General features: G+C 67.5%; 12 protein-coding genes. 4 read left to right on the plus strand and 8 right to left on the minus strand.

Annotated features, from left to right (window positions below):
- Window positions 1–5: 5 nt before the first annotated feature.
- Together SJY11_RS19730 and SJY11_RS19735 are read right to left on the minus strand one after the other, a co-directional pair.
- The gene (locus SJY11_RS19730; RefSeq protein ID WP_376988441.1) at window positions 6–485 is read right to left on the minus strand and encodes a PaaI family thioesterase; all 480 of its coding nucleotides are present in this window, start codon (window positions 483–485) and stop codon (window positions 6–8) included.
- A gap of 64 nt (window positions 486–549) precedes the next feature.
- Window positions 550–1,026, minus strand: coding sequence for a MarR family winged helix-turn-helix transcriptional regulator (locus SJY11_RS19735; RefSeq protein ID WP_376988442.1), 477 nt, complete (start codon window positions 1,024–1,026; stop codon window positions 550–552).
- A 240-nt stretch (window positions 1,027–1,266) separates the two neighbouring features.
- Between SJY11_RS19735 and groES the strand changes: the two genes are divergently transcribed.
- From groES to SJY11_RS19755, 4 genes are all read left to right on the plus strand, one after another.
- Complete coding sequence (gene groES / locus SJY11_RS19740) at window positions 1,267–1,554, plus strand: co-chaperone GroES (RefSeq protein ID WP_054143942.1); 288 nt, start codon at window positions 1,267–1,269, stop codon at window positions 1,552–1,554.
- Window positions 1,555–1,602: 48 nt separating this feature from the next.
- Entirely contained in the window at window positions 1,603–3,240 is a 1,638-nt protein-coding gene (gene groL / locus SJY11_RS19745) for a chaperonin GroEL (RefSeq protein WP_069054407.1), read from the plus strand.
- 191 nt (window positions 3,241–3,431) lie between these two features.
- A complete protein-coding gene (gene phnD, locus SJY11_RS19750; protein WP_376988443.1) occupies window positions 3,432–4,361 on the plus strand; it encodes a phosphate/phosphite/phosphonate ABC transporter substrate-binding protein in 930 nt (309 codons plus the stop codon).
- A 182-nt stretch (window positions 4,362–4,543) separates the two neighbouring features.
- On the plus strand, window positions 4,544–6,640 hold the full coding sequence (locus SJY11_RS19755) for an ABC transporter ATP-binding protein/permease (protein WP_376988444.1): 2,097 nt from the start codon (window positions 4,544–4,546) through the stop codon (window positions 6,638–6,640).
- Between the two features lie 158 nt (window positions 6,641–6,798).
- On the opposite strand, the gene SJY11_RS19760 is transcribed toward SJY11_RS19755, so the two are convergent.
- The 6 genes from SJY11_RS19760 to glcF form a co-directional block, all read right to left on the minus strand.
- Window positions 6,799–7,281, minus strand: a complete 483-nt coding sequence (locus tag SJY11_RS19760; protein WP_376988445.1) for an META domain-containing protein — start codon at window positions 7,279–7,281, stop codon at window positions 6,799–6,801.
- Between the two features lie 355 nt (window positions 7,282–7,636).
- Window positions 7,637–8,623, minus strand: a complete 987-nt coding sequence (gene hisG, locus SJY11_RS19765; RefSeq protein WP_376988446.1) for an ATP phosphoribosyltransferase — start codon at window positions 8,621–8,623, stop codon at window positions 7,637–7,639.
- Window positions 8,620–9,732, minus strand: coding sequence for an ATP phosphoribosyltransferase regulatory subunit (locus SJY11_RS19770; RefSeq protein WP_376988447.1), 1,113 nt, complete (start codon window positions 9,730–9,732; stop codon window positions 8,620–8,622). The genes hisG and SJY11_RS19770 overlap by 4 nt, the downstream gene beginning before the upstream one ends.
- 228 nt (window positions 9,733–9,960) lie before the next feature.
- Window positions 9,961–10,350, minus strand: coding sequence for a GIY-YIG nuclease family protein (locus tag SJY11_RS19775; RefSeq protein ID WP_376988448.1), 390 nt, complete (start codon window positions 10,348–10,350; stop codon window positions 9,961–9,963).
- An 11-nt stretch (window positions 10,351–10,361) separates the two neighbouring features.
- A complete protein-coding gene (hisS, locus tag SJY11_RS19780) occupies window positions 10,362–11,909 on the minus strand; it encodes a histidine--tRNA ligase (RefSeq protein ID WP_376988449.1) in 1,548 nt (515 codons plus the stop codon).
- 240 nt (window positions 11,910–12,149) lie between these two features.
- Window positions 12,150–13,526, minus strand: a complete 1,377-nt coding sequence (glcF, locus tag SJY11_RS19785) for a glycolate oxidase subunit GlcF (RefSeq protein WP_376988450.1) — start codon at window positions 13,524–13,526, stop codon at window positions 12,150–12,152.
- Window positions 13,527–13,603: the final 77 nt, after the last annotated feature.

The raw sequence follows: 13,603 nt of genomic DNA on the forward strand, positions 1-13,603 counted from the left end.
GCGGCTCACCGCGGCACCCGCGCCGGGAAGATCACGCAGGTCTCGGTGCCATGCGCGAGCAGCTTGCCCCGCGCGTCGAGCAACCTTCCCTCGCTGGTCGCCACCGTGCCGCCGCGGTGGATGACCTTGCCCTCGCAGCGCACGATGCCGCTCTCGGGCATGACCGGGCGGACATAGTTCAGCTTCATCTCCAGGGTGGTGTAGCCCTCGCCGGGCTTCAGCGTCGCATGGGTGGCGCAGGCCATGGCGGAATCGAGGATCGTCGCGGTCCAGCCGCCATGGACCGTGCCGAGCGGGTTGAAGAAACGCGCCGAGGGACGGCCGGTGAAGACCACCCTGCCCTCCTCCACCTCGACGAGATCGAGATCCATCGCATCGGCGAAAGGCGGGCCGGGATGGCGGCCTTCGATCATGCCGCGCAGGAAATCGAGGCCGCTGCCCGCCAGCAGCGTCTCCCGCGATACCACTCCGACGTCGCGCGACATGGCCGGTCCTCAATTTCGTGTATCTACACGATAAGGGCTCATCCGAGGCCCGGTCAAGCCGTCGTCAGCCGGCTCCGCGCGCCACGCGCCGCAACGCCTTGAGACGGTCGCGCATCTGGCTCCAGTCGTCCTGCCCGAGCCCGCCCTCGATCCGCTCCTGCGCGGCGCGCCAGTGCGGGATCGCCGCGTCGATGGCGGCCCGCCCCTTCGGCGTCACGCCATAGATCGAGGCCCTGCCCTTGCAGGCGACCGGCTCGATCAGCCCCTCGGCCGCGAGCAACTGGAGATTCCGGGTCAGCGAGGTGCGCTCCAACGCGAAGCGCTCCGCCAGTTCGGTCACCGAGCGCCAGGCGCCTGTGCTCAGCGCCGAGAGCAGGACGAACTGGGTGATCTTCAGGCCGCTGGAGCGCATCGCCTCGTCATAGGCGCGGGTCACGGCGCGCGCCGTCATGCGCACATGCAGCGCGACGCAGGTGCGGGCGATGTCGTCGAGGAGCTCGGGCGTGGCGGGCAACGGATCGGGGGTGGTCATGAACGCCATGGTAGCGCCTTCCGCCCGGCTTGGCAGCCGCCAAGTCCCGGGGCCGGGCCCGGACTCCCCCGCATTCACCATCAGCGCCCGAGGCCGCGTCATTCCCGTGGTTGTTTTCTTGACTCCGGGAGGGGGCAGCCCTATCTCCGCGCCATCGGTTAGCACTCGCCAATAGGGACTGCTAACAGATGCCCGCGCGGGCGGATCCTGAGGCCCGCATCGAATTTGTACCGAGAGGAAGACAGAACCATGAAGTTCCGTCCGCTGCATGACCGCGTTGTGGTCCGCCGCCTTGATGGCGAAGAGAAGACCAAGGGTGGCATCATCATCCCCGACACCGCCAAGGAAAAGCCCCAAGAGGGTGAAGTCGTCTCCGTCGGTCCCGGCGCCCGCGACGACGCTGGCAAGCTCGTGGCCCTGGACGTCAAGAAGGGCGACCGCGTCCTTTTCGGCAAGTGGTCCGGCACCGAGGTGAAGATCGATGGTCAGGACCTCCTGATCATGAAGGAATCCGACATCATGGGCGTCATCGGCTGACAGCCGCCTGACTTTCCCTTTCCGTTTGCATTCCAAGGAGTAGCTCTCATGGCTGCCAAAGAAGTCCGCTTTTCCACCGATGCGCGCGACAAGATGCTGCGCGGCGTCGACATCCTCGCCAACGCGGTCAAGGTCACGCTCGGTCCCAAGGGCCGCAACGTCGTGATCGAGAAGTCGTTCGGCGCTCCCCGCATCACCAAGGACGGCGTCACCGTCGCCAAGGAGATCGAGCTCGCCGACAAGTTCGAGAACATGGGCGCCCAGATGGTTCGCGAAGTCGCGTCCCGTCAGAACGACCATGCCGGCGACGGCACCACGACCGCCACGGTCCTGGCCCAGGCCATCGTCCGTGAGGGCGCCAAGTCGGTCGCGGCCGGCATGAACCCGATGGACCTGAAGCGCGGCATCGATCTCGCCGTCGAGGCGATCGTCGCCGACCTCAAGAAGAACTCGAAGAAGGTCACCTCGAACGCCGAAGTCGCGCAGGTCGGCACGATCTCCGCCAATGGCGACGAGTCGGTCGGCAAGATGATCTCGACCGCCATGCAGAAGGTCGGCAACGAGGGTGTCATCACCGTCGAGGAAGCCAAGACCGCCGAGACCGAGCTCGACGTCGTCGAGGGCATGCAGTTCGACCGTGGCTACCTCTCGCCCTACTTCATCACCAACTCGGAGAAGATGGTCGCCGAGCTGGAAGACCCCTACATCCTGATCTTCGAGAAGAAGCTGTCCTCGCTCCAGGCGATGCTGCCGATCCTCGAGGCCGTGGTGCAGACCGGCAAGCCGCTGCTCATCATCGCCGAGGACGTCGAGGGCGAGGCTCTCGCCACGCTCGTCGTCAACAAGCTCCGTGGCGGCCTGAAGGTCGCGGCCGTCAAGGCTCCGGGCTTCGGTGATCGCCGCAAGGCCATGCTCGAGGACATCTCGATCCTGACCGCCGGCCAGATGATCTCGGAAGACCTCGGCATCAAGCTCGAGACCGTGACCCTCCAGATGCTCGGCCGCGCCAAGAAGGTGCGCATCGAGAAGGAGAACACCACGATCATCGACGGCGCCGGCAAGAAGAAGGACATCGAGGCCCGCGTTTCGCAGATCAAGGCGCAGATCGAGGAGACCACCTCGGACTACGACCGCGAGAAGCTGCAGGAGCGTCTGGCCAAGCTCGCCGGCGGCGTCGCGGTCATCCGCGTCGGCGGCGCGACCGAGGTCGAGGTCAAGGAGAAGAAGGACCGCGTCGACGACGCCCTGAACGCGACCCGCGCGGCCGTGGAAGAGGGCATCCTGCCGGGTGGCGGCGTCGCCCTGCTGCGCGCGCTCTCCTCGGTCAAGTCGCTCAAGACCCAGAACGACGACCAGAAGACCGGCGTCGAGATCGTCCGCAAGGCGATCATGGCCCCGGCCCGTCAGATCGTCGACAACGCCGGCGGTGACGGCGCGGTCGTGATCGGCAAGCTGCTGGAGTCGAAGGACTACGCCTGGGGCTACAACGCCCAGACCGGCGAGTACGGCGATCTGGTCAAGGCCGGCATCATCGACCCGACCAAGGTCGTGCGCACCGCCATCCAGGACGCCGCTTCGATCGCGGGCCTGCTGATCACCACCGAGGCGATGATCGCGGAGCTCCCGAAGAAGGACTCCCCGATGCCCCCGATGGGCGGCGGCGGCATGGGCGGCATGGACTTCTGAGGAAGCCCGCCTTCGCTCCTGCGAAGTTAGGGAAGGCCCGGCGCAAGCCGGGCCTTTTCTTTTGTCGGAGGGCGGACGAGGCTCGACAACAGGCGACGCGGCCGTTGCGTCACACCAGCGACATCGCTCCGTAACGGCAGCGACGCAGAACCAGCGCATGACGACGCCTTCCCACTCGCCGGAGGCCACCCATGCTCACGCGCCGCACCCTTCTCGCCGGCTTCGGCGGTTCCCTGACCCTGCCGGCCGTGACCCTGCCGGCCTTCGCCCAGGCGGACTGGCGCCAGACCGTCAAGGAAATCCGCTTCGGCGTGTCCTCGGCGGAGAACGAAGCGGCCGCGCTGGCCCGCACCCAGCCCGTCATCGACTATCTCAGCAAGACGCTCGGCGTGCCCGTCAAGCTCTACCGGGTCAGCGACTATGCCGGCCTCGTCGAGGCGATGCGCGCCGACCAGCTCGAATTCTCGCGCTTCGGACCCGCCGTCTATTCGCTCGGCCGGCGGGTGCTCGGCGACAAGCTGCAGCCGCTGTTCCGCGACGTCGACAACAACGGCCAGGAGGGCTATTTCTCCGTCATCGTCGTGCGCGCCGACAGCCCCTACCGGACCGTCGCCGATCTCAAGGGCAAGAATTTCGCCTTCGCCGACCCCAACTCGACCTCCGGCTACGCCTTCCCGTCCTATTATCTGCGCAAGCAGGGTTTCGACCCGGCCACGCATTTCAGCGGCACGGTCTTCTCCGGCAGCCACGACAATTCGGTGCTCGCGCTGGTGCGCGGCCAGTTCGAGGCCGTCGCGACCTTCCAGGTCAACGAAAACTCCGGCGTGGTGCAGCGGCTCACCAACAAGGCGATGATCCCACAGGGCTCGACACGCGTGATCTGGACCTCCCCGCTGATCCCGGCGAGCCCGTTCTCGACCCGGGCCAACCTGCCCGAAGGCCTGAAGCGCGACTTCGTCGCGGCGATGATGGCGATGAAGACCGCCGCTCCCGAGGTGTTCAGGACCTTCACCGACGGCCAGGTCTCGACCTATGCGCCGGCCAAGCACGAAGACTATCTCGACGTCATCGCGGTGACCGAAGAGCTGGACGCACGCCGCAAGCAGAAGCCCGGCGGCTGAACCGCTTGCCTTCACCGACACGGCCAGGCCCGGCTCGCGCCGGGCCTGTTTCATTGCGGCGGGCCCATCGCGGCATGACAATTTGCTCATCTTGACGCTGCGCCATTGAACGGCCGCATCGGCTGCGACATGGTCGCGCTCGCGGGTTTCGCCGCGATTCCAGCCTTGGTCAGGATCAGCCGATGCGTCCGTTGAGTTTCGCCGTCGCCGCGCTCGCCCTCGTCGCGCTCGTGGTGGGCCAGCAGAGCGGCAGCGCCGGTGCGATCGGCCTAGGCGTCGTCGGTGTGCTGCTGGCCCTGGCGACCTTCCGGGCGCAGACGATCGCCACCTTCCTGAGGATCTTCTCCGTCATCTTCGCCGTCGAGTACGTGCTGACGGGCGCGGTCGCGCTGCTCGGCCAGGCAGGTTACTGGCCGGCCGGGCTGCGGGCCCTGATCCCGCCTCCGAGCCTGCCGATCACGATCGGCGTCTTCGGCATCATCGTCTACGCCATCTCCTTTGTGCCGGCGATCCGGCGGATCGCGCGCTTGGCGTCCCCCTTCTTCGAGGAGACGCAAACCACCACCGCCAAGCTCTGGCCGATCGGCCCGTTCAGTATTGCGACGGGGCGGCTGGGCGTGCTGCTGCTGGTCTTCCTCGTGGTGCTCAACCAATTGCAGGTCGGCATCTCGCTACGGTTGTCCTTCTTCAACCGCGATTTCTACAACGCGATCCAGGAGAAGGACGCGGCGAGCTTCTGGTATCAGCTCATCTACGTCTTCAGCGTCTGGGCGGCGATCTTCATCGTCTCGAACCTGATCGAGCTCTTCGCGAACTACACGCTGCTCATCCGCTGGCGCCGCCACATGGCCGAGAGCTTCAGCCGCATCTGGCTGCGCGACGCCAACCACTACCGGGTCGCGCTCGCCGGCAGCGCCGACAACCCGGACCAGCGCATCGCTGAAGACACGCGCGCCTTCGTCAACCAGACCTACAACTTCGCGCTGCCGTTGCTGACGCAGATCTCGACCCTCGTCTCCTTCTCGATCATCCTCTGGTCGATCCCCGTCGCCAGCGTGGTGCCCGGCACCGACATCTCGATCCCCGGCTTCATCTTCTGGATGGCGCTGATCTATTCGGTCGTGGCGACCTGGATCGCGCATGCGATCGGCAAGCCGCTGATCTCGCTCGAGTTCGAGCAGGAGCGCCGCGAGGCGAATTTCCGCTTCTCCCTCGCCCGGCTGCGTGAGTATTCCGAGCAGATCGCGCTGATGCGCGGCGAAGCCTCCGAGCAGCGCCATCTCAGCGGCCGCTTCGGCGACATCGTGGAGAACTTCTACCGGCTGGTCTGGGCGAGGCTGCGGCTGGGGAGCTTCACCTACTCCTTCAACCAGGCGAACGTCGTGGTGCCCTACATCCTTCTGGCGCCGCACTATTTCTCGGGCCGGATCACGCTGGGCATCATGACGCAGGTGGCGGGTGCCTTCGACCGTGTCCAGACGGCGATGTCCTTCTTCATCGACCGCTACCAGGCGATCGCCTCCTATATCGCGTCAATCAACCGTCTCACGAGCTTCGAGGCGGCGATCGCCGAGGCGCAGGCCGCAACCACCGGCGAGGCGGGGCTGCATCGCCTGAGCGGCCCCGACGCGGACGTCCATATCGGCGCGACCACGCTGACGCTGCCCAATGGCGCGCCGATCGTGCGCGTCGACAGTCTCGATCTCGGCCAGGCGCGGCGGACGCTGGTGGTCGGCCCGTCCGGCTCGGGCAAGTCGACGCTGTTTCGCGCCATCGCCGGCATCTGGCCCTTCGGCGAGGGGCAGGTCGGTATTCCCGCGGATGCGCAGATCATGCTGCTGCCGCAGCGACCCTATCTGCCGCAGGGGACATTGCGATCCGCGCTGGCCTATCCGGCGGAAGCGGGCGCCTATGACGATGCCGCCATCCGCGAGGCGATGGACAAGGTCCGCCTCGGCCATCTCCGTGATCGCCTCGACGAGATCGATTTCTGGGGCCAGCGCCTGTCAGGCGGCGAGCAACAGCGGCTGGCGGTTGCCCGCGCCCTGCTGGCCAAGCCCGACTGGCTCTTCCTCGACGAGGCGACCGCCTCGCTCGACGAAAAGCTCGAGAACGAGATCTATGCCACGATCGACGAGATCCTGCCGCAGACCCGCGTGATCTCGATCGGCCATCGCTCGACGCTGCGCGAAATGCACGATGCGGTGGTGACGATGGAGCCGAATCCGGACGGCACATTCACGCCGCGCATGCCGGCGAAGGCACCCGCCGAGGCCTGAGGCCGAAAGCGGGCTGCGCTTGCCCGGAGCGCGCGGTCATTTTGGGACGTCGTGTGAGCGACGGGCCTGGAGCCCGTGAACACCGGCGCATCCGGAAGACGGCAGGCACACCACAGTCCGGCTGCGATGCGTCCCGGCTCAGCGGGCGGGGTGCCGGATCAGAGCGCGCGATCGAGGCGCAGTTCGCCGGCCACGCCCTTCAGGACGAGCTTGCCCTCGACGAGGTCCCAGTTGCGGGCGCCGCGCAGCGCCGTGAGATAGGCGCGCTCGAACTCCGACAGCCCCTTGTCGCAGCTGCGCTTGGTCAGCGCGAGCGGGCCGACCGCGAAGCCCTGCTGGCGCAGCGGATAGGCCGAGGCCGAGAAGGTGTTGCAGCCGCCGAAGCCGGTGCCGCGCAGATTGGCGTCCACCTGCAGCGTGGCGCGGCGGTCGCCAACCGGCTTGCCATTGAGCGAGACCACGGTCCAGGCCGCGCCGAGCGGGAAGGTCTTCTCCTGCTGCTGAACCGGCGCCGGCTGTGGTGTGCCGAGTTCCTCGCGCGACGGCATCGGCTGGCGACGCTGCGCCTGCGCATCGGTCGGCATCAGCATGGGCGTGGCTATGGCGGCGAGGATGGCGGCATAGCCAAGGCGTCGAATCATGATCGTCTTACCCGGTCGTCGAACCTGAAATGTCCGGGCGACCCTAACGCATCGCCGGCCTCGTGGGAAAGCGCGTAGCCGCCTATCGCGCCGCGATCAACCGCGAAGCTGCGCCGCATCGCTCTCCCGCGCCGGCGTCATCGCAGGCGACCATGTCGAAACGATGGGCGAGAAACAGAATTTCGTGTCCGTGGCTGCATTCAGGGGGCGGCTGCCGGCGTATCGGCTCACACGTCCGCGTGACGTCGTCCAGCGGACGGCTTCATACCCCCGGAGCCGTCAGCGACCGGCGAGGCCGCCTGCCCCCCAGCGGCGGCCTCGCTTGGAGGCGAGCGCCGAGCCGCGCGAGTGGCGCTCAGAGGCGCGAGTGCAGGCGTTCGATCAGCGGATTGGCCTTGCGGAAGACATAGGCCGGTGCGGAGACCGTGACGTCGTCGGCGCCCGCGGCGGCGAGATGCTCGACCAGCGCGAAGACCGCCTTCTCCGGGCAATGCACCGTCAGCACGCCACCGGCCGGGCTCGCGCCGAAGGGCAGCCGCGCGCCGAACAGGGCGCCGAGATCGCCGAGCGTGTCGGACGAGGCGCCGAGCGTCGCCCGGATCTCGCGCACGGAGCGCGCCTCCTCCTCGGCCGCGATGCGCGACAGGATGGCGTTGGCGGCCGCCCTCGCCCGCTCGCCCCAGGGCGCGCGGACGGAGGCGACGAGATTGGCCTCGGAGGCCAGCATCACGCCGTCATCGAGGATTTTCAGCGCATTGGCGGCGAGCGTCGCACCCGTCGTGGTGATGTCGACGACGATCTCGGCCGTGCCGGCGGCCGGCGCGCCCTCGGTCGCGCCCAGGCTCTCGACGATGCGGTAATCGGCGAGGCCGTGACGGGCGAAGAAGCGGCGGGTCAGATTGACGTATTTCGTGGCGACGCGGAGCTTGCGGCCCTGGCGGCTGCGCATCGCGGAGGCGACGTCGTCGAGATCGGCCATCGTCCGCACATCGATCCAGGCCTGCGGCACGGCGACGACGACATTGGCATGGCCGAAGCCGAGCGGGGTCAGCATCTCCACCGCGGCATCGGCATCCGCGACCTGCTCGCGCACGAGGTCTTCGCCGGTGATGCCGAGATGGGCGGCGCCCGAGGCGAGCTGCGCGACGATCTCGGAGGCTGAGAGAAAGGCGACCTCGGCGCCTTCGACGCCGGCGATCGTGCCGCGATAGTCGCGCTCGCCGCGCGACTTGACGAATTTCAGCCCGGCGCGGCCGAAGAAGGCGGTGGCGTTCTCCTGAAGCCGTCCCTTGGAGGGCACGGCGAGAACCAGCGGGGCATCATTCGAGGACGTGTCGGTCATGCGGCGTCTCCCGCCAGGCGCTCGAGCCAGATCGAGGCGCCGACGGCCGGAATCGGCGCGGCCGCACCGAGGCGCCCGAGCACCTGGTCGTAGCGGCCGCCGCCGGCGACCGGCTTGCCGTCGCCGCGGCCTTCGTCGTGAAGCTCGAAGATGAAGCCGGTGTAGTAGTCGAGATTGCGGGCGAAGGCGGCCTGAAAACCGATCGCGCCGACATCGACGCCGCGCACGGCGAGGAAGCCGGTACGCTCGTCGAAGGCGTCGAGTTCGCGGCCGAGATCGAGCGAGGCCTGGTCGGCGAGCGCGCGCAAAGCGGCGGAGGCCGTGTCGGGATCGCCCTTGATCGCCAGCACCTGCGCCAGCAGCGCCTTGACGTCGCCATTGACCGGGTTCTCGCGCTCGGCGGCGCGCGCCAGGAAGCGCTCGGCGATGTCGGAGGCGCTGCGCCCGCCGACGGTCGAGATCCCGGCGATGGAGAGCACGTCCTCGACGAAGGCTTTCGCCGCCTTGGGGTCCTGCCCTTCCAGCGCCTTGAGCAGGCCGGCATGGGCGGCCTCGCCGGTGGCGACCGGGGGATCGAGCGCCTCGACGGCGTCCGTGCCGCGGCCCTGCACGACGGCGCGCATCAGGCGGCGGCGCGCGCCGGCCGGAACCGACAACCCGTCCAGCAGCGCGCCGAGCAGCGCAACGTCGCCCATCAGGATCTTAGGGCTTGCGAGGCCGAGCGCGGCGGTGGCCTCGACCGTCAGCGCCATGATCTCGGCATCGGTGGCGGCAAAGTCGTCGCGGCCGAAGGATTCGATGCCGGCTTGAGCGAATTCGCCGGGTTCGCCCGAGCGCATGCGGAAGACCGGGCCGGCATAGGCATAGGCCGCCGGCTCGGTGCGGCGAGACGCGATGTGATCGAGCGCGACGGGAATGGTGTATTCCGGCCGCAGGCACCAGTCGCGGCCGTCAGAGTCCTGCGTCATGAAGATGCGGCGGCGGATGTCCTCGCCCGAGAGATCGAGGAAGACGTCGGCGGGCTGCAGGATCGCCGGCTCGGCGCGGGCATAGCCCTCGCGCGCAAACAGCGCGATCACGGTCTCGATGCTGGCAGCGGTCGCGGGCACGGCGGCTTCATCCTGTTACGGGCGTTGTCCTAGCAGCGGCGGCCCGGATTTTCGAGGCATTTGAGGGAAATGGGTGAACGGGAATTTCGCCCGTCATGCTCGGGCTCGACCCGAGCATCTCATGACAAGGGAGGCGCGGGAGACGACGTCATGCTCGGGCTTGACCCGAGCATCTCATGCCGACAGAGGCGCCCTCACCTCCTTTTGCCCGAGATTCTCGGATCTCCGCTACGCTCCGTCCGAGAATGACGTGGGGTAGATGTCCTCAAACAGATCGCGCCAACCCGGATTGGCCTTCTCGACAAGGTCGATCTTCCAAGCGCGCAACCAGCGCTTCAGGCTCGTCTCGCGCTGAATGGCAAGATCGATATGATCGAACTGCTCGAACCAGACCAACTTGTCGAGATTGTAATGCGCCGTGAACGACCGCCCGGCGAGTTGCTTGTGCTCGCTCACACGCCGAACGAGATCGGCGGTCACGCCGAGGTACAATGTACCTCTCGGCTTGTTCGTCATGAGGTAGACGAAGGACGGTTCAAGGTTCACGTCATTCTCGGGCGAAGCGAAGCGCAGACCCGAGAATCTCCGGCAAGAGATGCTCGGGTCAAGCCCGAGCATGACGCGTGTCGTTACCCGTGCCGCGCGAGCACCGTCTTCACACCCTCGACCAGCCCCTCGACCGGCACGGAGAACTGCGCCTCCGCCTGCTTGGCCTTGTGCTCGGCGGAATCCTTCACATCGCGGGAGGCGGCGGCGAGTTCGGCGCCGAGGATCAGGTCCTTGATGACGACCGTGCCGGCCTCGCGCTCGGAGGAGCCCTGGATGATCGCGCAGATCGCGCCGCGGCGGTCGGCGTATTTCATCTGGGCGTTGAAGCCGGATGCGCCGAGATAGAGATCGGCGCGGCAGAGCGGCTTGCCGTCCGCGCCCCTTGCCTGGCGCAGCACTGACACCATCGCCTGATAGCCGGGCATGAACTCCGGCGACTTGTTGTCCATCGCGGTGACGACGACGAGCGGCAGTTCGTTCCTGGCATCGACGATGGGCGACTTCACCGCCTTCAGCGCGGTGTAGAGCCGGGACACGCCGATCGAGAAACCCGTCGCCGGCACAGGCTCGGGCCGGAAGCGCCCAACCAGCCCGTCATAGCGCCCGCCGCCCGCGACCGAGCCGAAGCGCACGACCTGGCCTTGGTCATTGGGGACTTCGAAGGTTAACTCCACCTCGTAGACAGGGCCCGTGTAGTATTCGAGGCCGCGGACGACGGAGGGGTCGATGCGGATGCGGTCGGGGCCATAGCCCGCTCCACGACAGAGCTTTTGAATTTCAAGCAGCTCAAAAGAGCCCTGTTTCTGCAGTTCGAAGCCGCTTTCCACCGGTGGATTCATCGTAGCCAAATTTCGGCTCTGAAACTCGCCCTCGCCAAACTCAACCGTAAAGTCGAGTATCGCTTCGATCTCCAATGGATCGAGCCCCGCGCCCTTCGTGAAATCCCCGCTCTCGTCCCTGCGACCTGCGCCGAGCAGATCACGCACGCCCTCCGGCCCGAACTTGTCGAGCTTGTCGATCGCCCTGAGCACCGTCAGCCGGCGGCCAGCATTCTCCTCGCCGCCGAGCCCGATCGCCTCCATGACGCCGTCGAGCACCTTGCGGTTGTTGACCTTGACGACATAGTCGCCGCGCTTGATGCCGAGCGCCTCCATCGTGTCGGCGGCGAGCATGCAGATCTCGGCGTCGGCCGCCACAGAACCCGCGCCGACGATGTCGGCGTCGAACTGCATGAACTGGCGGAAGCGGCCCGGCCCGGGCTTCTCGTTGCGGAAGACATAGCCGGCGCGGTAGCTGCGATAGGGTTTTGGCAGCGCGTCGTAATTCTCCGCGACATAGCGGGCGAGCGGCGCGGTCAGGTCGTAGCGCAGCGAGAGCCACTGCTCGTCATCGTCCTGGAAGGAGAAGACGCCCTCGTTCGGGCGGTCCTGGTCGGGCAGGAACTTGCCGAGCGCGTCGGTGTATTCGACAAACGGCGTCTCGACGGGATCGAAGCCATAGCGCGAGAAGCTCTCGCGGATCACCGCCAGCATGCGCTCGGTCGCGGCGACATCGGCCGGGCCACGATCGACGAAGCCGCGCGGCTGGCGGGCCTTCAGCTTGGCGGGGGCGGGCTTGTCCACGGACATGGGCGTTCGTTTCGTGTTTTCGACGGCGGGATTGGGCCGTTCGGTAGCTTGCGCGGGCGGATGGGGCAAGCCTCGGAACCGCGTGGACCCCGCTACCACCTGAACGGCGCCGGGCCTGGCCCCTCCCTTCCCCCTTGTGGGGAAGGGTATGGGGATGGGGGTGGTGCCGCCTGGCGAGCGATCACGCGGTCGGTCGACCCCCACCCCTCTCCCCTCCCCACAAGGGGGAGGGGAAGCGCTTTATTCCGCCGCCAGGAGCTTGACCTCCCGCAGCGGGCGATCTGCGATCCCCGCCTGCGCCAGCTTCTCCGGCAGCGGCCCGCCGGTCGCCCAGTCGAGCAGTTCGGCGGTGTGGACCACAGGGGTGGTGGCGCCGCGATCGGCGAAGCCCTTGGCGATCTGGGTCATGCAGCCGATATTGCCGGTCGCGACCAGCATCGGCTTGGTCTTCTGGATGTTGCCGACCTTGCGCTCGCGCAACTGCCCGGCGATCTCCGGCTGCAGGATGTTGTAGACGCCGGCCGAGCCGCAGCAGATATGCCCCTCCGGCGCCTCCTTCACCGCGAAACCGACGCCCGAGAGCAGGCGCTTGGGCCCGTCCTTGAGCTGCTGGCCATGCTGCATCGAGCACGCCGAGTGGTAGGCGATCGGCATGGCGACATCCCGCACCGGCACGAGGTTGAGCGTCGCCACGAACTCCGTGACGTCCTTGGCCAGCGCCGACACCCGCTCCGCCTTGGCGGCATAGGCCGGCTCGTTGCGGAACATGAAGCCGTAATCCTTGATCGTCGTGCCGCAGCCCGAGGTCGTGATCAGGATGGCGTCGAGCCCCTTGCCCTCGATCTCGGCCGTCCAGGCGTCGATATTGGCCCGCGCGAAGGCGTGGGCATCGTGCTCGCGGCCCATATGGTGGACGAGCGCGCCGCAGCAGCCCTCGCCCTTCGGCAGCACGACCTCGACGCCATGGCGCGTCAGAAGCCGGATCGTCGCCTCGTTGATGGCGGGGTCGAGCACCGGCTGGGCGCAGCCGGAGAGGATGGCGACACGCTTGCCCGCAGGCGCCGTGGCGGGGGCGAAGCTCTGCGGCCCCTCCATCGGCGAGCGCGACGGCAGTTTGGAGGGCGCCAGCGCCAGCATCGCCTTCAGCCGCGCGCCCAACAGCGGCAGCGCGCCGAGCGCCGGCCCCAAAGGCTTGGCCAGCATGGCGCCGAGCATCGCGACACGGAAGCGGCCCGGATAGGGCAGTATCGCGCCGAGCACGCGCCGCAGCAGATTGTCGTGCCAGGAGCGCTCATAGGTCTCCTCGATATGGGCGCGGGCATGATCGACGAGGTGCATGTAGTTCACGCCGGACGGGCAGGTCGACATGCAGGAGAGGCAGGAGAGGCAGCGGTCGACATGCTTCACGACCTCTTCGGACGCCGGCTTGCCGTTCTCCAGCATGTCCTTGATCAGGTAGATGCGCCCGCGCGGGGAATCGAGCTCGTCGCCGAGCAGCAGATAGGTCGGGCAGGTCGCGGTGCAGAAGCCGCAATGCACGCAGGTGCGCAGGATCTTCTCCGAGGCCGGAAGCCTGGGGTCCGAGGCGAGATGGGCGGGGCTGAAATTGGTTTGCATGATTACGCTCTGATCGTCCGCTACACCTCTTCCCTTCTCCCGGATGGGAGAAGGTGGCCCGGAGGGCCGGATGAGGG

The sequence above is a fragment of the Allobosea sp. R86505 genome, from assembly GCF_042466375.1.
Taxonomy (GTDB): domain Bacteria; phylum Pseudomonadota; class Alphaproteobacteria; order Rhizobiales; family Beijerinckiaceae; genus Allobosea.